This window comes from Pseudoalteromonas sp. MMG007 (assembly GCF_018100985.1).
Classification (GTDB): Bacteria; Pseudomonadota; Gammaproteobacteria; order Enterobacterales; family Alteromonadaceae; genus Pseudoalteromonas.
This window is the reverse complement of the sequence record NZ_JAGJEI010000019.1, coordinates 1-19,492: the sequence shown is the minus strand read 5'-3', so window position 1 is coordinate 19,492 and position 19,492 is coordinate 1. Positions and strand designations below refer to the sequence as shown.

The window sequence follows — 19,492 nt, the reverse complement described above, 5'->3', positions numbered from 1 at the left end:
GCTGGTTTGGTGCTAAGGTGTGATGGAAAGTTTTTAGTCATCGCTTTAATTTTTTATTAAAGGACATTATGAAAAAATATTTATTAAACGTTGCGGCAGCTGCATTTATATTTCCTCTTTATTCTGCCGAGGCGAGTATCGATAACGATGCATTTTTAGATGCTGAAAAAAAAGCACGTTACGGTAGTTATCAAGACTTTAAAGAAGCAGTTAGCGGGCTTAATCATCCGCTGAAACCGTATGTTGAAAAAACCTATTGGCAGCGTAACCCAAACTTTAAATACCAAGCTGAAATAGAAGACTACTTAACTGTTTATCAGCATACGCCATTAGAATGGCCTGTGCGAAAAGCGTGGTTAGAGTATTTAAAAGATAAAAACAAAAAAGCGGCATATATTCGTAATTATCGCGATACCTCAAATGCAGAACTTACGTGTACTTATTTGGATTTTCAGCTTGATTTAGGTGCACCTGAAAAAGCAATTTTTAATCAGGTGACTGATCTATGGGCGGTTGGTAAGTCGCAACCCAATGAGTGTGATGCGCTTTTTTCTCAGTGGCGTAAAAAAGGCTACATGAAAGAAGACACCGTATGGCAACGCGTTACACTCGCAGCGCAAGGCGGTACGCAAAGCTTATTACCTTATTTAAAAACGCTATTGCCTAAAAATGAACGCTATTTAGCTGATTTATATTTAAAAGTACGTCGCGACCCAAGTGCAGCAGCTGGTTTATACCGTTATAAAAATAAATCGGCTAAAGAAGGCGAAATAGCTCTTTACGGAGTTAAGCGTTTAATTTGGCGTGACAAAGAGCTTGCATTAAAAGCATGGGAAAAGTTAGAAAAAATATTCAACTACAGTGAGGCTTCTAAGGCTGATGTGTATTACACCTTTGCGCTATCGCTTGCATCAAGCGGGCACAAACAAGCTAGCTTTTGGTTAAATAAAGTACCTAAAGACCGACAAGATAAAAAGCTCATACAATGGCAGCTTGGTAATATGCTCAAAACCCAAGATTGGGAAGGCATAGCTGCATTTTTTACAGGCAAAGAAGATTTAAGTTTAGGTCAACAATATTGGTTAGCGTACAGCTATGCTAAACGTGGTGAGCAACAAAAAGCGGACGATATTTGGAGAAAAGTGGCTACTAATCGCGATTATTACGGCTTTTTAGCTGCTGCGCGTTTAGGGCTACCTATTGATTTAAATAACCACCCTTTGGCAGTTGATAAAAAGTTAGTTGATAAAGTGAGTAATGCACCAGGGTTTAAACGTGCAAAGGCGCTTTACGATATAGAGCGATTTACCTCAGCGCGCCGTGAGTGGAATTACTTAACAGATACTTCTAGTGCTGACGAAAAGTTAGCTGCATCAATACTCTCTACCGATTTAGGTTGGCACGACAGCACTATTTTCACACTGGCTAAAATAAAAGCATGGGATAATGTAGAGCAGCGTTTTCCGTTTGCATATAAAGATGTATTTGAGCGTTACAGCAAACGTAGTAAAATAGACCCCGCATGGAGTATTGCAATTGCAAGGCGTGAAAGTTCGTTTGCGCCAGATGCACGCTCACATGCTAATGCGCGCGGTTTAATGCAATTATTGCCAAGTACTGCTGAGTACGTAAATAAAGGGAGTGTATCGAGCAATCGCTTGTATCAGCCTAAAACTAATATTAAGTTAGGCACAAGCTACTTACAGTATTTAAAAAAGAAAAACCACGGCAACGAAGTACTAGCAACGGCTTCTTATAATGCGGGGTATCATCGTATAAAACGTTGGTTACCCGATGAGGCAATACCCGCTGAGTTATGGGTAGAGCTTATTCCGTATCGTGAGACCCGCGACTATGTAAAAAATGTATTTGCATATAGGCAGGTGTATCACACCCGAATGGGCAGAGAAGGTAATGTACTTGCGCCGCTCCTTGAAATGAAAATGGGTGGTTGAATATATAATACCCACCGAGTAATAACTTAACACGATTGGTATAAGCATTAAGAAGGGGGATATTTACATGTTAAATATCCCCCTTTTTTGAGCGCTCAGCCTTTAAGTGGTAGACTCAAAGCAAGTTAAATTTAAAAGATGGATTAACAATGGATAAATTAGCCGTTTTATATGCAGAGCATATTGCCACATTGCAACAACGTACGCGTACAATTTGTGAGCGTGAAGGGCTCGAAGGTTTAGTTATTCACTCAGGCCAAGCTAAGCGCCAGTTTTTAGACGACATGTATTACCCGTTTAAAGTTAATCCACAATTTAAAGCCTGGTTGCCTGTTATTGATAATCCACATTGCTGGATTGTGGTTAATGGCAGCGATAAGCCAAAGCTTATTTTTTATCGTCCAGTTGATTTTTGGCATAAAGTTCCCGACGAGCCACGTGACTTTTGGGCTGAGTACTTTGACATAGAGCTATTACTACAGCCCGATCAAGTAGAAAAGCTACTTCCATACGATAAAGCTAAATATGCGTATATGGGCGAATACATTGAAGTAGCACAAGCACTTGGTTTTAGTTTAATGAACCCTGAGCCTGTACTAAATTACTTTCATTTTCATCGTGCATACAAAACGCAGTACGAGCTTAAATGTTTACGCCAAGCTAACCGCATTGCAGTAGATGGGCATAAAGCCGCACGCGATACGTTTTACAACGGTGGTAGCGAGTTTGATATTCAACAAGCGTACCTTATAGCTACACGCCAAAGCGAAAACGAAATGCCATACGGTAACATTGTGGCGCTTAACGAAAACTGCGCTATTTTGCATTACACACATTTTGATCCTAAAGCGCCGCATACTCATAATTCGTTTTTAATTGATGCAGGTGCAAACTTTAATGGTTACGCTGCTGATATTACTCGTACATACGATTTTAAAAAGCAGGGAGAGTTTGCTGAGCTTGTAAATACTATGACGGCTACGCAAATTGAGTTAGGCAAAGGTTTAAAGCCAGGTATGTTATATGGTGATTTACACGTTGAATGTCATAACCGTATCGCACAAATACTTAGTGACTTTAAAATAGTTAACTTACCCGCTGAGGAAATTGTTGAGCGTAAAATTACCTCTACTTTTTTCCCGCATGGACTAGGGCATCACCTAGGTTTACAAGTGCATGATATGGGCGGTTTTATGAGTGACGAAAAGGGCACACATCAGCCATCACCAGAAGGGCATCCGTTCTTGCGTTGTACTCGTAAAATTGAGAAAAACCAAGTATTCACTATAGAACCGGGTTTATATTTCATTGACTCACTGTTAGGTGATTTAGCACAAACCGACAACAAGCAGTTTATTAACTGGGATAAAGTTGAGACGTTTAAACCTTATGGCGGTATTCGTATTGAAGACAACATTATTGTGCACGAAGATAGCCTAGAAAACATGACTCGTGATTTAGCGCTCGACTAGATCCTTATAAAGACGAGTTAGGTAATACGCGCTAAAATACGCGAATACAAAGGGGCCTTTTGGCCCCATTTTTAATTGAGCTTTAATTATGTCTGAATATAAATACCCTGCCGAAGATGTGTTTCACCAAGAAGAAATTAAAAAAAGCACTTTTATTGTTCATATAGCTCATACGCCTGATTTAAATGCAGCTAAAGCGTTTATTAAAAGCATTGAAGAAAAGTACTCAGATGCTCGCCATAACTGTTGGGCGCATGTAGCGGGTAATCCTGGTGGCAGCCATGTTTATGGTTTTTCAGATGATGGAGAGCCAAACGGCACAGCAGGCAAACCTATGTTAAATGTGCTGGTGGGGTCGGGGCTTGGTGAAATTACCGCAGTGGTTACACGTTATTTTGGGGGGATTAAGTTAGGCACAGGTGGTTTAGTGCGTGCTTATGGCGGCTCACTTAATAATGCGCTTACTCAACTTAAAACAGTCACGAAAGTACCTAGCGTAGAAATAATTGGTCAAAGCGAATACAACATGCAAAGTGCAATAGAGCAGTTATTAAAAACCAGTTATCAGGTACTTAATATTGATAAGCAATTTACTGCTAATATTGAATGGGCGATCACAATAGATAGTCGACAAGCCCAGCAAGCAATAAAAGATATTTTTGATTTAAGCCACGGCGCAGTTGAGTTAACTATTAAAGAGTAATAACCTACACAAATTGCATTTAATGCATACCTGTTTAATTTGATCTGATTGAAGTTATTCAATCCCAGTTTACTAATAATAAAAGCGATAAGCTAAATGCAATTTCGTACCATCATAAAAATTCTTGGCCAACTTGTTGCGCTGTTTAGTATTACCATGGTGCCACCGGCACTGGTGTCTTTAATATATAAAGACGGTGGTGGTGTTCCGTTTGTTTTAGCATTTATATTCAGCGTTGTTATTGGCATGATGGCCTACTACCCAAACCGCCATGAAAACGGCGATTTAAAAGCACGTGAAGGCTTTTTAATTGTTGTTTTGTTTTGGTTGGTACTTGGGGCGTTTGCATCATTACCGCTTATATTTTTACAAGAGCCAAACTTATCTTTGGCTGATGCCGTATTTGAGGCGTTTTCAGGCCTTACGACCACCGGTGCTACCGTACTAACGGGTATTGAATACTTACCAAAATCGGTATTATTTTATCGCCAGCAACTCCAGTGGTTTGGCGGTATGGGTATAATCGTACTTGCTGTCGCTATACTGCCCATGCTTGGTGTGGGTGGCATGCAGTTATACAGAGCTGAAATACCTGGTCCTGTTAAAGATTCTAAAATGACCCCTCGCATAGCTGATACAGCCAAGCACCTTTGGTATATTTATGTGTCGTTAACTATTACGTGTATGCTGGCTTATTGGGCTGCTGGAATGGAGTGGTTTGATGCTATATGTCATGCGTTTTCTACGGTGGCGATCGGTGGCTTTTCTACTTACGATGCGTCTATGGGGCATTTTGACAGCCCAACGATTAACTTTATTTGCGTGTTCTTTTTAATTATTGCGGCGGTTAACTTTTCTTTGCATTATGCGGCTGTTGCAAGCAGAAATATTCAAGTATACATACGAGACCCTGAGTTCAAGGTATTTTTGTGTATTCAATTAGCGCTGGTGGTTATTTGTTTTACAGTGCTTTCATCTAACGAAATATTTGCCAATGGCGACGAGACTCTCGATCAGGCTTTGTTTCAAGCGGTATCTATGAGTACAACGGCAGGCTTTGCTACCGATAACTTTTCTACTTGGCCACTGTTTTTACCTATTTTACTTATATTTTCGAGCTTTATTGGCGGCTGTGCAGGCTCTACCGGTGGCGGTATGAAAGTAGTAAGAGTATTTTTACTTTACTTACAGGGCGTACGTGAGCTTAATAGGCTTGTACACCCGCGCGCTATATACTCTATTAAGCTTGGCCGTAAAGCATTGCCAGATAAAGTTGTAGAGGCCGTATGGGGCTTTTTCTCGGCATATGCACTGGTGTTTATTATTATTATGCTGGCGCTTATGGGGACTGGTATGGATAACATTACGGCGTTTTCTGCCACTGCTGCGTGTTTAAATAACTTAGGCCCAGGCTTGGGTGATGTAGCCTCGCACTATGGTGCAATTACCGATGGCGCAAAATGGTTGCTAACTATTGCCATGGTATTTGGCCGGTTAGAAATATTCACGTTATTAGTATTATTTACGCCTACTTTTTGGCGTGGCTAAACGCTATTAAACTAACTTAGGGATAGAGTATGCCAGCGTCAAATCTAAATAAATTACACCAGCTTACTCCAAGTGGTTTGGTTGATTTAGAAATACACTAACCCCGACTGACAGCAAGCGTATTAAAACCGAGTTTGTAGGCTTGCTCGAAAAGAAATTTATTATTTAAATTTCCCTAATTTAAAGCGCTTACCCGTTAGGAGTGATTATTTACGCGACGGTGTAACTGTCATAGTAAGAGCATTAATATAAAGCAATGGTGGGCAGATTATTGCCTTTTGACAACAAATTATGTCGGTGGCTACTCACCCTACTAGGTTGATCTTTATTAACTACCCTAAGCAAGTACAGCTTTTTTCCTGCGCTTTTAAGCACGGATCCCTACGTTATTACCGGCTAAATTAAAAGTGAGCGATAACAGAGTACTTGAAGGCATCATCAAAGATATTTCACTCACAGGTGTTATGTTTGATATTAGAGGCGATCAACAAGACGAAGACCTAAAAAACATGCAGTGCACTGTAATACTAGATACCAACAGTAAGGATTTTCAAGGTGAAATTTGCAGTGTAAAAGAGCACTCATCAGGTGTTAATTGCGGGATTAGGTTATTAGCCAGTGAAGATGAAATGAAAGCATTTATGAAAGAGCATTTTATCGACCCATCTGTACTTGATATGGCTGTAGAGTAATAACGTTTCGCCTTTTTGCAACAAAAAGGTATTTTTCGTCAAAATATTAAAAATATCTCTTCATTTAATTTAAAAATAAATATAATTTCTATAAATAACAGTTGGTTGCACTAGGTAAAAATAGAATGATTATTTTCACTGCAAACCTGCTTAGCTTAAAGTTTATTTAAATTTTTTAGGTAAAACCCCACCTTTCCATTAAATACTCAAAACTGTAGCTTTTTACTTAATTGTAACTAGCTGTTTTAGTTGAATTTAATTCCCCCTTAGTAAATCGCGTTGCTAAATAGCAACAAAAATCACAGCTGAAATCTTCAAAATAACGAAGGGATTATCGTAATGCATTGATATATGGTGGCTTTTAAAGGTTGGCATTTAAGTTGTAATAGTCTAGGTGTACTGAACGAAAACGTGATTTAAAGTGAAAGACTTAATCGCACACACATAAATTTGAAGGATACATATTATGAAAAGCATTAATAAAACTTTAGCACTAATCGCTATAGCATCTTCATCAGCAGCTTTTGCAGCATCAGATTTTAATGCGTTAGATGTAGATGGTAATGGCGCAATTAGCCAAGCAGAAGCATCGGTAGATGCAAAGCTAATGAGCATGTTTTCAGAGCTCGATACTGACCAAAATGGTGAGTTATCAAAAGAAGAGTTTTCAGAAGCTTAAAGTATTTATCCTGAGTTGCCAAAGACAACCTAAGTAGGCAAGGGAGCCTACGAAAGAGGATAACAAGGAAGTGAATATAACCTTTATTTTAGCAAACCAATTTTTTGATAGAACATTGAATATGAAGGAATACGCTATGAAACATCTAAATAAAGCACTTGCTCTTATTGCTATCGCATCTTCTTCAGCTGCATTTGCAGCATCAGATTTCGATAGTTTAGACACCGACGGCAGTGGCGCAATTAGCCCAAGCGAAGCGGCAGTAGATACAGATTTAATGGCTGAATTTATTGAGCTAGATACAGACGGTAGTGGTGAGCTTTCTAAAGAAGAGTTCTCAGATTACTAATTAATCTTTAAAGGTTAAGCATTTTTCACAGTTAGGGATCTTTGAAAAGGACTTTTCATCTTACTAGGAATATTATTATGAAAACATTAAATACAACACTTGCAGTTTTAGTTTTAGCATCTTCATCAGCAGCTTACGCAGCAGTAGACTTTGCCTCATTTGATGCCGATGGTGATGGTGCAATCACTAAGCAAGAAGCGCAAGTAAATGCACAATTAGTAAAGATTTTTGATAATTTAGATGCTGACGGAAACGGCGAGCTTTCAAAAGAAGAGTTTGCAAAAGTACAGTAAGCAAACGCTTCATACTCCACTAAAGCCGCCTTAGTCAGCGGCTTTTTTGCATTTACGCCAAATAATTATAAAAATATAGCACTTACTTGGAATAGCTTTTCTACAACGGTAATATGTTTTTTGTCGATTAAAAACATGATTACATGATCGCCCGACATGATAATTGTATCGTCGTGGGCTATAAGTACATCGTCATTGCGTACAATAGCGCCAATGGTAGTACCGGCTGGGAGCTTAATGTCGGCAATTGCACGGCCAACCACTTTTGAAGTGTTTTCGTCGCCATGAGCAACGGCTTCAATTGCTTCTGCTGCACCTTTGCGTAATGAGTAAACATTAACAATATCACCACGGCGTACATGAGTAAGCAATGCTGATATAGTTGCCTGCTGCGGCGATATGGCTATATCTATTTCCCCACCTTGTACTAAATCAACGTATGCACCACGCTGAATAAGTACCATGGTTTTTTGTGCGCCCATTCGTTTTGCAAGCATAGCCGACATAATATTTGCTTCATCGTCGTTAGTTACGGCAATAAATACGTCAACTTGCTCTATATGCTCTTCAGATAGCAGTTCCTGATCTGATGCATCACCACAAAATACCACGGTGTTGTCGAGCATTTCAGATAGTTGCTCAGCGCGCTCTTTACTGCGCTCTATTAATTTAACACTGTGGTTTTTTTCAAGCGAGCGGGCAAGGCCGGCACCAATGTTACCGCCACCAGCAATCATAATTTTTTTGTAAGAGCGTTCTAGCTTTTGTAGTTCGTTCATCACCGCGCGAATATGCTTGGTTGCGGCTATAAAAAAGACTTCATCGTCGGCTTCAATTACTGTAGTACCCAGCGGTTTAATGGCTTTACCTTGGCGGTAAATAGCCGCAACGCGGGTCTCTACATTAGGAATGTGCTCTTTTAAAGCAGAAAGCGCGTAACCCACTAACAAGCCACCGTAATAAGCTTTAACAGCCACTAAAGAGAGCATACCATCGGCAAATTGTAATACTTGTAATGCACCAGGGTAGTCTATTAAGCGGCGAATATATTTGGTCACGAGTGCTTCAGGGGCAATATAATGGTCGATTGGTAAATCGTCATTTTGGAAAAGTTTTTCGCGGTATTTTAAATATTGCTCTGAACGTATTCGAGCAATTTTAGTCGGGGTATTAAAAATACTGTACGCTACTTGGCAAGCAACCATGTTCACTTCATCTGAACTGGTTACCGCTATAATCATATCGGCATCTTCGGCGCCAGCACGGCGTAGTACATCAGGGTGCGCACTGTGGCCCATAACCCCTTGTAGGTCGTACTTATCTTGAAGCTCACGCAGACGGTTGCCGTCTATATCTACAACCGTAATTTCGTTTTGTTCGCCAACTAAGTTTTCAGCAAGCGTAGCGCCAACTTGCCCAGCTCCGAGTATGATTATTTTCATTATTTACCCGTATTAGTAATCAACCTAAAAAGAGATTAATTACCGTTTAATTAAAAAAATAGCCATTTAATATCTCATAAATGGCTAACTATTTAGTGTACGGTTATTAGGCTTTTTTAACTAGCTTAGCGTAATAAAATCCATCACTTTCGCCCGGTAGTAATTGCAAACCCGGGTTAGTAACAGTGTCGTTTTCGTGCAATGGAATATGCACTACATCGTCATTATTAGCTAAAAACTTAGCAACTTGTTGCTGGTTTTCTTGTGGGAGTACCGAACACGTAGCGTATACCAATGTGCCACCTGGTTTTAGTAGTGGCCAAATGCTATCGATTATATCACTTTGCAGTTTAGCTAGATCTTCGATGTCTGATGCGCGGCGTAACCATTTTATATCTGGGTGACGGCGTATAACACCAGTTGCAGAACATGGCACATCTAATAATATACGATCAAACTGCTGCTCATCCCACCAAGTATGAGGCTGTGAAGCGTCACCACATTGTAAATCGGCACCTAAGCCAATACGCGTAAGGTTTTGCTTAACACGCTCAAGGCGAGTTGAGTCGCTATCTAGGGCTAATACTTCAGCATCAGCAAGCTCTAATATATGACACGTTTTTCCGCCAGGCGCTGCACAGGCATCTAAAATGTATTCATCAGCTTTAGGTTCTAAAAAGCGCGCTGCAAGTTGTGCTGCTGCATCTTGCACCGAACATGCACCAACATCAAATTCTGGCAGCGAGAATACATCACGCGGCTTAGCTAGCTTAATACCGTCAACAAACTCTGGGTTTAATGTGTGTTCAATATCGTTAGCCGTTAACATTTCGCTGTATTCTTGCGTGCTGTATTGAGCTTGATTTACACGCAACCACATAGGGGCTTGTTGCTGGTTTTCTTCAAGCAATGCTTCCCAGCTATCTGGGTATGCAGCTTGTACTTGTTTAATAAACCAATTTGGATGGTTGTATAAACATACCGGTATTTGCTTCGCTTTTTCTTCAAGCTCGCTTTGTTGGCGTTGAAAGCTACGTAAAATAGCATTTATTAGGCCTTTTAAACCCAGTGCGCGCATTTGAGCGAGTGCATTTACAGTTTCTGATATTGCGGCATGCGGTGGTACGCGCATGTGCTGTAGCTGATATATACCTACATATAACAAAAACTGAAATATTCTACGCTTACCTTTTAACGGCTGCTCTACTAAGTGTTGGCAATAGTTTTCAAGGCTTGGTAAGTATCGTAATACGCCATAACAAATTTGCTGCAGTAAAGCTTTGTCTTTTTGGGGTAAGCCTTGGCTCGCAAAAGGAAGCTCTTGATTAAGCGATGCGCCTTTATCAACGACGTTATATAAAGTTTCTGCGGCAAGCGCGCGTACATTTGGAACATTACTCATTATTTTCGCCTAATACTGTACCCGGGGTTACCCAGTCACTACGACCATTTAAAAAGTCACTAATTGCCATTGGCTTTTTACCTTGCGGCTGTAATTGCGTAATGCAAATAGCATGTTTGCCACACGCTACAATCACACCCGTTTTATCGCTTGATAAAACCTGGCCTGCACTACCTGTTTGCTCAACTACTTGCGCTTGGTAAATTTTTACCGTTTGCTCACCCATTTGTGTAAAACACACAGGCCAAGGGTTGAAAGAGCGAATATTTCGCTCTATTTGAGCTGCATCCATAGACCAGTCGATATTTGCTTCGTCTTTAGATAGCTTTTTAGCGTAGTTAGCCAGCTCATCATTTTGAGGTTCAGCTACAAGCTCGCCTTTTGCTAATTTATTAACGGTTTCGATAAGCGCATCAGGGCCCAGCTCGGCCAGTTTAGTGTATAAACTGGCACTGGTTTCATCAGCATTAATTGCACAGCGACTAATATGAAGCATGTCGCCGGTATCAAGCCCTTCATCCATTTGCATAATAGTTACGCCGGTTTGCTCATCACCAGCCCAAATTGCACGTTGAATAGGTGCAGCACCACGCCAGCGCGGTAATATAGAGCCATGTACATTTAGACAACCTAAACGCGGGGCTTCTAATATTGCTTTTGGTAAAATTAGCCCGTAAGCCACCACAATCATAATGTCGGCATTTAAGCTTTTAAGCTCTGCTAATGCGTCATCACTTTTTAACGACTCTGGCTGAAAAACCGGTAAGTTATGTTCAAGCGCTAGCGCTTTAACTTCACTAGCTTTTAATTTTTTACCTCGACCTGCAGGGCGGTCAGGTTGGCTGTATACACCAACTATTTGGTGCTCGCTTTGTATAAGCGCTTGTAAATGACGTGCGGCAAAATCCGGCGTACCGGCAAATATAATGCGTAATGGTTGGGTCACTGAGTTTTCCTAAGGTGCTTATTACTGTGCTGCAAATTTAGCTTCTTTTTCAAGCTTTTTACGAATACGTTGGCGTTTTAGTGGTGATAAGTAATCAATAAATAGCTTACCTTGTAAGTGATCAAGCTCGTGTTGAATACAAATAGCCAGTAACTCGTCTGCATCTAATACAAACTCTTCACCGTTTTCGTTAAGCGCAGCAACAGTTACTGTTTCTGCACGGTCTACTTTTGCGTACGAGTTAGGTACTGATAAACAGCCTTCTTCACTTACGGTAGAGCCGTCTTTTTTGATAATTTGTGGGTTAATAAGTACTAAAGGCTCATCGCGCTCTTCAGATACATCAATTACTACGATACGTTGATGAATATCTACTTGTGAGGCTGCTAAGCCAATACCATTTTCATCATACATAGTTTCCAGCATGTCTTTAACAATTTGGCGTACTGCGTCGTCAACTTGTTCAACGTCTTTTGCTACTGTACGTAAACGCTCATCTGGAAATCTTAAAACTTCTAACCTAGCCATAGTTACCTTTTTACACTTGTGCTTAATTTAGGGTGTTGTATGCTCTTATTTTAGCCATTAGCGTTCCCCTTTAACAGGTTTTGGACAATAATAATGAAAAAACAATACAAGGAAGCTCAATGAAATCTCCATTACTTGCAATCATGCTTGCGTTAAGTGCTGCTTTCCCGGCAGTTGCTGATGTACTTAAAATAAAAAAAGATGCACCAAAACAGTATGTTGTAAAGAAAGGCGATACACTTTGGGATATTTCTAGCATTTATTTAGATGAGCCATGGCTGTGGCCTGAACTTTGGCAAATGAATCCACAAATTGATAATCCTCATCTTATTTACCCGGGTGATGCGCTTGCTTTAATATATGACGCTGATGGAAATCCACGTTTGGTGATTAATAAAGCGTATAGAAAACTATCTCCTCAAGGGCGCATTACACCAAAAGGCACGAATGCAATAACTACTTTACCACTTGAAATGATCAAACCTTACATCAGTTTCGAGCAGGCAATTGATAGTGACGATATTAAAGGTATGCCTTATGTTTTAGGTGCAAACGAAAATACTAAAACACAAACGTTAGGCCATATTTTGTATGTTAAAGGTGACTTAAAAGTACACAAAGCGTATGCCATTTATCATGAAGGCGAACCTTATACCGACTTAGAAACCGGTGAAGTACTCGCAACGCGTGCCTCTTATGTGGGTATGGCGCGTGCATTTAGAACGGGCGATGAGCAAAATGGAGTACCTTCATCATTACGTGTTGAGTCTGTTAAACGTGAAATTCAACAAGGTGATTTTTTAATGCCAGCAATGCAAGGGCAATTACTTCCTGCATACTTTGATATTCACCGCCCAGACAATGCAGTATCGGGTCATGTTATTGCATCTCCGCGTCAAGTAAGAGAATTCAGCACAATGGATGTTGTAGTGCTAAACTTAGGTCGCGACCAACAAATAGAGCCAGGGCATGTGCTTGATTTAGAACGTCAGTCTCCGACAGTTATTGATGGCCCTCGTGGTCCTCGTTATCCTGAGGATTCGAGTAAATTCGAAAAATTACTATCTGACGCTAGTCAGTTATTTGGTGATGAATCTGATGAAGAAAATACAACGTGGACAATGCCTAAAGAAAAAGTTGGAGAGCTTATTGTTTTCAAAGTGTATGACAAAGTAAGTTATGCATTAATAACTAAAAATCAGCACCCAATTCGCATTGGAGATATTGCAGTTATTCATTAAGAAGTAGCGAGTCGGTGCTCTAGGAGAGAGCATGGATCAATCATCTGGCAAGCTAGCCCACTGGCTTGCCTTTTATATGTGTAAAGGGTTGGGCATTAAAACCCTTTTGGCACTATCTCAAACACATTCCCTCGCTTCGTTATTTGATTTGTCGAGTAATGAGCTTCAGCAACTTGGTTTAACAGCTAATCAGGCGAGTAACCTACAAAATACGAATTGGCAGCAAGTTGATTATTACCAGCAACAAATAACGCAAAATAATATAACTGTTATATGCATTTTTGATGCGCTTTATCCAACCGATTTAAAGCACATAGCTAGTGCTCCATTACTTTTGTTTTGCAAAGGCGATACGTCATTACTTTCCAGTCCGCAAATAGCGATAGTCGGTAGTCGAAATGCCACACCGACAGGCCTTGAAATAGCATCTGAATTTGCGTATCAACTTACTCTTGCGGGTATAACGGTAACCTCTGGTATGGCGCGAGGAATAGATGGTGCGGCACATAAAGGGGCCTTAGCTGGAAGCGGCAAAACAATTGCAGTGTTAGGAACTGGTGTCGATATTTACTACCCTAAACGCCATAAACTATTAACAGACCAAGTGCTAGAGCATGGTTTGCTGATCAGTGAATTTTTACCAGGTACGGCCGCTAATGCGCATAATTTTCCTCGCCGTAATCGTATTATTTCAGGGTTATCGTTAGGGGTGTTAATAGTAGAGGCTGAAATTAAAAGTGGCTCGTTAATTACTGTACGTTATGCACTTGAGCAAAATAAAGAGGTGTTTGCAGTACCGGGTTCTATTAAAAACCCGCTTGCGCAAGCAAGTCACTTTTTAATAAAGCAAGGTGCAAAACTGGTTGAAAACGTAACAGATATATTAGATGAAGTGAGCTTTTCTTATCAAAGCGGTCTATATAATAAAGACGAACCTGTTAACGAAGAGTCAGACTGTGCGGTATTAAATAGTATTGGTTTTGAGGTAACCAGTGTTGACGATATTGTACGCCGCGCTCAGTGGCCTATAGATAAAGTATTGGCTAGGTTGCTTGATTTAGAGTTAGACGATCAGATTGAGCGAGTGTTAGATGGCTACATAAAGTTAAGTACCCGGGGGTAATATGTTTGATATTCTTATGTATCTTTTTGAAAACTACATCCATAGCGAGGCCGATATTTATGTTGAGCAAAATCAGCTAACGGATGAATTACTTCGTGCAGGGTTCAATAAACCTGAAATATTTAAAGCGTTAGATTGGTTAGAGCAACTTGCAGATTTACAGTACAGCGACGAGTCGCCTTACTTAATTACTAAGCCTCAACATGCCGTAAGAGTGTTTACCGACAGTGAATGCCAAATGCTTAATGTTGAATGCCGTGGTTTTTTAATGTTTGTTGAGCAAATAGGCGTTATTAATAGTGTAACCCGAGAGATGGTTATGGACCGCTTATCAGCATTAGATAAACCATATATAGGGTTAGACGACTTAAAGTGGGTAGTGCTCATGGTGCTCTTTAATGTACCTGGTTCTGAAGAGGAATATGGCCAAATGGAAGATTTAATTTTTGACGAACCCACCGAGCTTTTACATTAAAAGCTCGTTTAAACTACTTAAAGGTATATGCACAACTTGTATCTTTAAGTGGTTTGGGTATATTAGGCGAAAATTCATTAACCTTTAGGATCAGCATGAGTAAAATCGACCATTCGCTTTTCTCAGCGGATAAGCACGCCTTAGAAAAAGAATACGAAATATGCCCACAGTGCGGTTCTGAACTGGTTATACGTAATAGTAAGTCGGGTCCATTTTTAGGCTGTGCTAGTTACCCTAAATGCGACTTTATTCGTCCTCTTGCTCATCACGACAGCAACGAAATTAAAATACTTGAAGATTCAGCTTGCCCACAGTGCACTAAACCGCTGGTGGTTAAGAATGGCCGTTATGGTATGTTTATTGGCTGTACCGGGTACCCTGAATGCCATTACATTGCAAACGAAGATGATGAAAAGCAAAACGAAGAGGCGTTACCTCCTTGCCCTAAATGTAAAAAAGGTCACTTAGTTGCGCGAAGTAATAAGTTTGGTAAAACGTTTTATTCCTGCGATAGCTATCCTAGTTGTAAGTACACGCTAAATAATAAACCTATAGCAATACCATGCCCAGAATGTGATTGGCCACTCGTGATCGAGAAAAAGATGTCTAATGGCGCTGTGCTACAATGCCCGCAAAAAAGTTGCATGCACAAGCTTGCCCCAACTAAATAACGTTTAATAATTTTTGGAGAGTACTTTGTCAAACCCCTCTAATACGCCTACGGCTGTTTCGTGTTTAGAACAAGGTGGTGTTATTTTATATCCAACCGAAGCTGTTTTTGGTTTAGGTTGTGATCCAGATAACCAAAAAGCTGTAGAGCAGTTATTGGCGATTAAACAGCGCCCAGTAGAGAAAGGCCTTATTTTAATCGCTGATAATTACGGTCAGTTATTAAAGTATGTTGACGATGCTAAATTACCAATGGATAAGCGCGCTGATATATTCTCGAGTTGGCCAGCACCTATTACATGGGTAATGCCAGCAGCTAAAAACACTCCTAAATGGCTAACAGGTCAATTTGATACCATTGCTGTGCGCGTTAGCAACCACCCAACAGTTAAACGTTTATGCCAAGAGTTTGGTAAGCCACTCGTTTCAACAAGTGCAAACTTAACGGGTCAAGAAACCGTAACAAGCATTGCACAAGCGCAGCTGCAATTTGCAGAGCAAGTAGGCTTTTATGTTGACGAGCCGTTAGGCGGGAATACGCAACCAAGTACAATTAAAGATGCCATGACCGGCAAAGTGTTTAGAGGTTAATATGCAAAGCGAATTATTAGAACAAGTAAAAGCCTACTTTATGGCTTTGCAAGACACTATTTGCCAAGGCTTAGAGAAGGCTGATGGCAGTGCAAAGTTTGTAGAAGACAGTTGGCAGCGCGCCGAAGGTGGCGGTGGTCGTACCCGAGTAACCACTAACGGTAACGTAATTGAGCAGGGCGGCGTTAATTACTCTCATGTATTTGGCGCATCTATGCCAGGCTCTGCTACTGCGCATAGGCCTGAGCTTGCAGGGCGCAGCTTTCATGCTTGTGGTGTGTCGTTAGTTATTCATCCTAAAAACCCACACGTACCCACAAGCCACGCTAATGTACGCTTTTTTATTGCTGAAAAAGAAGGCGAAGAGCCTATTTGGTGGTTTGGCGGCGGATTTGATTTAACCCCTTTTTACCCTGTATTTGAAGACGTACAGCATTGGCATCAAGTAGCACACGATATTTGCGCACCGTTTGGTAGCGACGTTTATGCAAAATACAAAACCTGGTGCGATGAATATTTTTACCTTAAGCACCGCGACGAAACACGTGGTGTGGGTGGGCTATTTTTTGATGATTTGAACGAGCTAGGGTTTGAGCAGAGCTTTGCATTTATGCAATCAGTGGGTAATGGCTTTTTAGATGCTTACTTACCTATTATCGAACGTCGCAAAAATGATGAATTTACACAGCAACAACGTGACTTTCAATTATATCGTCGCGGACGCTACGTTGAATTTAACCTAGTGTGGGACAGAGGCACGTTGTTTGGCCTGCAAAGCGGTGGTCGTACTGAGTCTATATTAATGTCTATGCCACCATTAGCACGCTGGGAATACAATTATAAACCAGAGGCAGAAAGTGCAGAGGCTGACTTATATCAATACTATTTACGCCCTCAAGAATGGCTAACAACTAAACCAAGTGATTTGATAGCCCGAGAGTGGCAGTTGTAAATATTAAATTGAGTTAAAAAAGGCGCCTAACAGCGCCTTTTGCTATTTTATTAGTGCTCATTAATCATATGTGTGGCAAGTTGACCAAACGATTGCTTTAAGCCTTCACGCAGGAGAGGGTTATCCACTTCTATATCGAGGGTTTTATTCATGCAATACATCCATTGATCGCGTAGGTCTTTATTTATTGAAAAAGGCATGTGGCGTTTACGCAGCATAGGTTGGCCATGTTTTTCAGTAAATAGGCTAGGACCGCCTAACCAACCAGATAAAAATTCAAAAAATACTTGGCGAATTCTATCTAATGGCAGAGGATGCATATCATATAACGGTTTAGCGTATTCATCTGACTCCATTATGTCGTAGAATCTATTAGCAATAGCACGGGCACCGGTTTCTCCACCAATTATTTCGTACGGTGTTTTTTCAGGAGTAGGAGCTTGTTGCTCAGGAGCTGGCTTAGATTTAGAAAAAAGTCGTTTAATCATATTACTTATCATCGTTAATAGGCAGTGTTATAGCTGCAAAGAGGTTGCTTTAAAATGGACAAATATGCGGTTTTTGGAAATCCAATCAAACACTCAAAATCCCCCGCGATACATAAACAATTTGCTATCTCACTGGGTGAGCAAATCGACTACCGCGCAATATTAGCACCTATAGATAACTTTGAAAAAACAGTATCGTCTTTTTTTGAGCAAGGTGGTAAAGGTGCCAATGTAACAATGCCATTTAAAGAGCAAGCTTTTGCTATGGCTGATGAACTAACTCCTCTTGCAAAAATAGTGGGCGCGGTTAATACACTCAAAAAAAGAGGCGATGGTACATTATTAGGAGATAACACCGACGGGGTCGGCTTTGTAAATGATCTACTTGCAAATGAAGTCGTGATTGCTGATAAGCGTATTTTAATAATTGGTGCGGGTGGTGCTGCAAGGGGAGTTATATTACCTTTGCTTGAACAAAAACCCGCAGAAATCATTATCGTTAATCGTACAGCTCAAAAGGCACAGGACCTTGCTCAATTATTTGCTGAATATGGGCCTGTTTCTGGTTTTGGTTTTAATGACTTGCCAGTAAGTGACTACTCACTAATTGTAAATTCCACCTCTAGCAGTATGAATAACGAGTTACCCGCACTTAATGAAAAGTACTTAAAAGGCTGTGATGTTGCATATGATATGTTTTATTCGCAGACAAACACTATTTTTATGAGCTGGGTTGCGGAGCATAATAACAATACTAAGCTTTTAGATGGCAGTGGTATGTTAGTAGGGCAGGCAGCACAAGCATATTATGTATGGCATAACAAAATGCCAGAAATCCTCCCTGTAGTTAAAGCGCTTAAACAAGGCTCACTAAAATGAACCAAGCTATACAGTTTATAGATAGACTCGAATTTAGAGAGCCTGATCACCAGTTGGTGTTTTTTGCTCAAGTGAGTGGCATGCTGGTGGAGTGCGTTATTGCAGTCAAAACACTTAAACTAACTGATGAAAGTCATGCTACAGATTATTTTGAAAAATATCGTTTTGAATACGAAGAACGTGCCGAGCAACTAATAGAAGAAGAAAGTTATAACTCGGCGGGACAAATAGAGGTGGACTTAGTTAGCCTCAGCTAAATATTCATCTTTTAATTGCACATAGTTATCTGCAGATATTTTTAAAAAGGTGAGCTCCTGCTCAGTCAGTGGGCGGGCTTGCTTTACAGGGCTACCTACATATAGATAGCCAGATTCTAAGCGCTTATTTGGTGGTACTAATGAGCCCCCACCAATAATAACATCATCTTCTACAGTTACATTATCCATAACAATAGCACCCATACCCACGAGTATACGGTTTCCAAGTACACACCCATGCAGCATCACTTTGTGACCAACCGTTACATCATCGCCTATTATAAGGGGGTAACCGTCAGGGTTACTTTTAGTTGCACGCGATAAATGTAATACACTGCCATCTTGAATGTTAGAGCGCTCACCAATACGTATATAGTTAACATCGCCACGAGCAGCAACTAAAGGCCATACGCTACTATTATCACCTAGTTGAATATCGCCAACCAAAACTGATGACTCATCAACGTATACAGATGAATTAAACGAAGGCGTTACACCTTTATAAGAACGGATTGTCATAGTTAGTACCTTTTTAGATAATAGTTATTAGCTCTGAGTGTATCAGCAAGGTTATTTTTGTACCACATAGGGTTCTTTTTGATTACAAAAGTATCAGTTTTAAGGTGTTTAGTTCAGATACTGACCGAACAGACTGTTTTTTTAGTTTTTCTTTAAAAAAGTACTTGCGTAAAAATCTGTTCTCCCTATAATGCGACCCCACTGAGACGGGAAACGCCGACGCATAGCAAGGCAGCAGCGGCTCAGAGAGTTAAATAAAACTTCGGTTTTAATCTTCTGAAAAAGAAAT

Annotated in this window: 21 protein-coding genes and 1 pseudogene; 16 read left to right on the top strand and 6 right to left on the bottom strand. The window is 40.4% G+C overall.

The window, feature by feature from the left end:
- Positions 1-68 precede the first annotated feature (68 nt).
- From J8L71_RS17140 to J8L71_RS17105, 8 genes and pseudogenes are all read left to right on the top strand, one after another.
- On the top strand, positions 69-1,955 hold the full coding sequence (locus J8L71_RS17140) for a transglycosylase SLT domain-containing protein (protein WP_211001602.1): 1,887 nt from the start codon (positions 69-71) through the stop codon (positions 1,953-1,955).
- Between the two features lie 149 nt (positions 1,956-2,104).
- Positions 2,105-3,427: a Xaa-Pro dipeptidase gene (gene pepQ, locus J8L71_RS17135; protein WP_211001601.1), complete on the top strand. Its 1,323-nt coding sequence runs from the start codon at positions 2,105-2,107 to the stop codon at positions 3,425-3,427.
- A gap of 88 nt (positions 3,428-3,515) precedes the next feature.
- On the top strand, positions 3,516-4,130 hold the full coding sequence (locus J8L71_RS17130) for a YigZ family protein (RefSeq protein ID WP_211001600.1): 615 nt from the start codon (positions 3,516-3,518) through the stop codon (positions 4,128-4,130).
- A gap of 96 nt (positions 4,131-4,226) precedes the next feature.
- Positions 4,227-5,678: a TrkH family potassium uptake protein gene (locus tag J8L71_RS17125; protein ID WP_211001599.1), complete on the top strand. Its 1,452-nt coding sequence runs from the start codon at positions 4,227-4,229 to the stop codon at positions 5,676-5,678.
- Between the two features lie 29 nt (positions 5,679-5,707).
- Positions 5,708-6,370 (top strand): annotated as a pseudogene (locus J8L71_RS17120) (flagellar brake protein).
- 466 nt (positions 6,371-6,836) lie between these two features.
- The gene (locus J8L71_RS17115) at positions 6,837-7,049 is read left to right on the top strand and encodes an EF-hand domain-containing protein (protein WP_211001598.1); all 213 of its coding nucleotides are present in this window, start codon (positions 6,837-6,839) and stop codon (positions 7,047-7,049) included.
- A 136-nt stretch (positions 7,050-7,185) separates the two neighbouring features.
- Positions 7,186-7,398 (top strand): calmodulin, encoded by a 213-nt coding sequence (locus J8L71_RS17110; RefSeq protein WP_211001597.1) that lies wholly within the window; start codon positions 7,186-7,188, stop codon positions 7,396-7,398.
- Positions 7,399-7,475: 77 nt separating this feature from the next.
- Positions 7,476-7,691 carry a calmodulin gene (locus tag J8L71_RS17105; RefSeq protein ID WP_211001596.1) on the top strand — a complete coding sequence of 72 codons (216 nt, stop codon included), beginning with the start codon at positions 7,476-7,478 and terminating at the stop codon, positions 7,689-7,691.
- A gap of 65 nt (positions 7,692-7,756) precedes the next feature.
- On the opposite strand, the gene trkA is transcribed toward J8L71_RS17105, so the two are convergent.
- The 4 genes from trkA to def form a co-directional block, all read right to left on the bottom strand.
- Positions 7,757-9,133 carry a Trk system potassium transporter TrkA gene (gene trkA, locus J8L71_RS17100; protein ID WP_058548169.1) on the bottom strand — a complete coding sequence of 459 codons (1,377 nt, stop codon included), beginning with the start codon at positions 9,131-9,133 and terminating at the stop codon, positions 7,757-7,759.
- 106 nt (positions 9,134-9,239) lie between these two features.
- The gene (gene rsmB, locus J8L71_RS17095) at positions 9,240-10,535 is read right to left on the bottom strand and encodes a 16S rRNA (cytosine(967)-C(5))-methyltransferase RsmB (RefSeq protein WP_211001595.1); all 1,296 of its coding nucleotides are present in this window, start codon (positions 10,533-10,535) and stop codon (positions 9,240-9,242) included.
- Positions 10,528-11,481, bottom strand: a complete 954-nt coding sequence (fmt, locus tag J8L71_RS17090; protein ID WP_211001594.1) for a methionyl-tRNA formyltransferase — start codon at positions 11,479-11,481, stop codon at positions 10,528-10,530. The genes rsmB and fmt overlap by 8 nt, the downstream gene beginning before the upstream one ends.
- 21 nt (positions 11,482-11,502) lie before the next feature.
- A complete protein-coding gene (def, locus tag J8L71_RS17085; protein WP_058548166.1) occupies positions 11,503-12,009 on the bottom strand; it encodes a peptide deformylase in 507 nt (168 codons plus the stop codon).
- Positions 12,010-12,128: 119 nt separating this feature from the next.
- Between def and J8L71_RS17080 the strand changes: the two genes are divergently transcribed.
- The 6 genes from J8L71_RS17080 to hemF all read left to right on the top strand — a co-directional run bounded on the left by J8L71_RS17080 (position 12,129) and on the right by hemF (position 17,060).
- Positions 12,129-13,250, top strand: a complete 1,122-nt coding sequence (locus J8L71_RS17080; protein ID WP_211001593.1) for a LysM domain-containing protein — start codon at positions 12,129-12,131, stop codon at positions 13,248-13,250.
- A gap of 31 nt (positions 13,251-13,281) precedes the next feature.
- Positions 13,282-14,373, top strand: a complete 1,092-nt coding sequence (dprA, locus tag J8L71_RS17075) for a DNA-processing protein DprA (RefSeq protein ID WP_211001592.1) — start codon at positions 13,282-13,284, stop codon at positions 14,371-14,373.
- A 1-nt stretch (position 14,374) separates the two neighbouring features.
- The gene (locus J8L71_RS17070) at positions 14,375-14,848 is read left to right on the top strand and encodes a DUF494 family protein (protein WP_211001591.1); all 474 of its coding nucleotides are present in this window, start codon (positions 14,375-14,377) and stop codon (positions 14,846-14,848) included.
- Positions 14,849-14,943: 95 nt separating this feature from the next.
- Complete coding sequence (locus tag J8L71_RS17065) at positions 14,944-15,519, top strand: topoisomerase DNA-binding C4 zinc finger domain-containing protein (RefSeq protein ID WP_211001590.1); 576 nt, start codon at positions 14,944-14,946, stop codon at positions 15,517-15,519.
- Positions 15,520-15,544: 25 nt separating this feature from the next.
- Positions 15,545-16,108 carry an L-threonylcarbamoyladenylate synthase gene (locus J8L71_RS17060; protein ID WP_211001589.1) on the top strand — a complete coding sequence of 188 codons (564 nt, stop codon included), beginning with the start codon at positions 15,545-15,547 and terminating at the stop codon, positions 16,106-16,108.
- Position 16,109: 1 nt separating this feature from the next.
- Positions 16,110-17,060, top strand: coding sequence for an oxygen-dependent coproporphyrinogen oxidase (gene hemF / locus J8L71_RS17055; RefSeq protein ID WP_211001588.1), 951 nt, complete (start codon positions 16,110-16,112; stop codon positions 17,058-17,060).
- 50 nt (positions 17,061-17,110) lie between these two features.
- Here hemF and J8L71_RS17050 read toward each other — a convergent pair whose 3' ends face one another.
- Positions 17,111-17,548 (bottom strand): group II truncated hemoglobin, encoded by a 438-nt coding sequence (locus J8L71_RS17050; protein ID WP_211001587.1) that lies wholly within the window; start codon positions 17,546-17,548, stop codon positions 17,111-17,113.
- A 54-nt stretch (positions 17,549-17,602) separates the two neighbouring features.
- On the opposite strand from J8L71_RS17050, the gene aroE reads away from it, so the two are divergent.
- Together aroE and J8L71_RS17040 are read left to right on the top strand one after the other, a co-directional pair.
- Positions 17,603-18,427: a shikimate dehydrogenase gene (gene aroE, locus J8L71_RS17045; RefSeq protein WP_211001586.1), complete on the top strand. Its 825-nt coding sequence runs from the start codon at positions 17,603-17,605 to the stop codon at positions 18,425-18,427.
- Positions 18,424-18,684, top strand: coding sequence for a DUF1488 domain-containing protein (locus J8L71_RS17040; protein ID WP_138684061.1), 261 nt, complete (start codon positions 18,424-18,426; stop codon positions 18,682-18,684). Before aroE ends, J8L71_RS17040 begins: the two co-directional genes overlap by 4 nt.
- Here J8L71_RS17040 and J8L71_RS17035 read toward each other — a convergent pair.
- Positions 18,667-19,203 (bottom strand): gamma carbonic anhydrase family protein, encoded by a 537-nt coding sequence (locus J8L71_RS17035; RefSeq protein ID WP_211001585.1) that lies wholly within the window; start codon positions 19,201-19,203, stop codon positions 18,667-18,669. The genes J8L71_RS17040 and J8L71_RS17035 overlap by 18 nt on opposite strands.
- Positions 19,204-19,492: the final 289 nt, after the last annotated feature.

What these genes read in the sequence shown, in the direction of transcription:
- J8L71_RS17140 (WP_211001602.1), top strand. Translation starts at nt 69, where the DNA reads ATGAAAAAATATTTATTAAACGTTGCGGCAGCTGCATTTATATTTCCT.
- pepQ (WP_211001601.1), top strand. Translation starts at nt 2,105, where the DNA reads ATGGATAAATTAGCCGTTTTATATGCAGAGCATATTGCCACATTGCAA.
- J8L71_RS17130 (WP_211001600.1), top strand. Translation starts at nt 3,516, where the DNA reads ATGTCTGAATATAAATACCCTGCCGAAGATGTGTTTCACCAAGAAGAA.
- J8L71_RS17125 (WP_211001599.1), top strand. Translation starts at nt 4,227, where the DNA reads ATGCAATTTCGTACCATCATAAAAATTCTTGGCCAACTTGTTGCGCTG.
- J8L71_RS17115 (WP_211001598.1), top strand. Translation starts at nt 6,837, where the DNA reads ATGAAAAGCATTAATAAAACTTTAGCACTAATCGCTATAGCATCTTCA.
- J8L71_RS17110 (WP_211001597.1), top strand. Translation starts at nt 7,186, where the DNA reads ATGAAACATCTAAATAAAGCACTTGCTCTTATTGCTATCGCATCTTCT.
- J8L71_RS17105 (WP_211001596.1), top strand. Translation starts at nt 7,476, where the DNA reads ATGAAAACATTAAATACAACACTTGCAGTTTTAGTTTTAGCATCTTCA.
- trkA (WP_058548169.1), bottom strand. Translation starts at nt 9,133, where the DNA reads ATGAAAATAATCATACTCGGAGCTGGGCAAGTTGGCGCTACGCTTGCT.
- rsmB (WP_211001595.1), bottom strand. Translation starts at nt 10,535, where the DNA reads ATGAGTAATGTTCCAAATGTACGCGCGCTTGCCGCAGAAACTTTATAT.
- def (WP_058548166.1), bottom strand. Translation starts at nt 12,009, where the DNA reads ATGGCTAGGTTAGAAGTTTTAAGATTTCCAGATGAGCGTTTACGTACA.
- J8L71_RS17080 (WP_211001593.1), top strand. Translation starts at nt 12,129, where the DNA reads ATGAAATCTCCATTACTTGCAATCATGCTTGCGTTAAGTGCTGCTTTC.
- dprA (WP_211001592.1), top strand. Translation starts at nt 13,282, where the DNA reads ATGGATCAATCATCTGGCAAGCTAGCCCACTGGCTTGCCTTTTATATG.
- J8L71_RS17070 (WP_211001591.1), top strand. Translation starts at nt 14,375, where the DNA reads ATGTTTGATATTCTTATGTATCTTTTTGAAAACTACATCCATAGCGAG.
- J8L71_RS17065 (WP_211001590.1), top strand. Translation starts at nt 14,944, where the DNA reads ATGAGTAAAATCGACCATTCGCTTTTCTCAGCGGATAAGCACGCCTTA.
- hemF (WP_211001588.1), top strand. Translation starts at nt 16,110, where the DNA reads ATGCAAAGCGAATTATTAGAACAAGTAAAAGCCTACTTTATGGCTTTG.
- J8L71_RS17050 (WP_211001587.1), bottom strand. Translation starts at nt 17,548, where the DNA reads ATGATTAAACGACTTTTTTCTAAATCTAAGCCAGCTCCTGAGCAACAA.
- aroE (WP_211001586.1), top strand. Translation starts at nt 17,603, where the DNA reads ATGGACAAATATGCGGTTTTTGGAAATCCAATCAAACACTCAAAATCC.
- J8L71_RS17040 (WP_138684061.1), top strand. Translation starts at nt 18,424, where the DNA reads ATGAACCAAGCTATACAGTTTATAGATAGACTCGAATTTAGAGAGCCT.
- J8L71_RS17035 (WP_211001585.1), bottom strand. Translation starts at nt 19,203, where the DNA reads ATGACAATCCGTTCTTATAAAGGTGTAACGCCTTCGTTTAATTCATCT.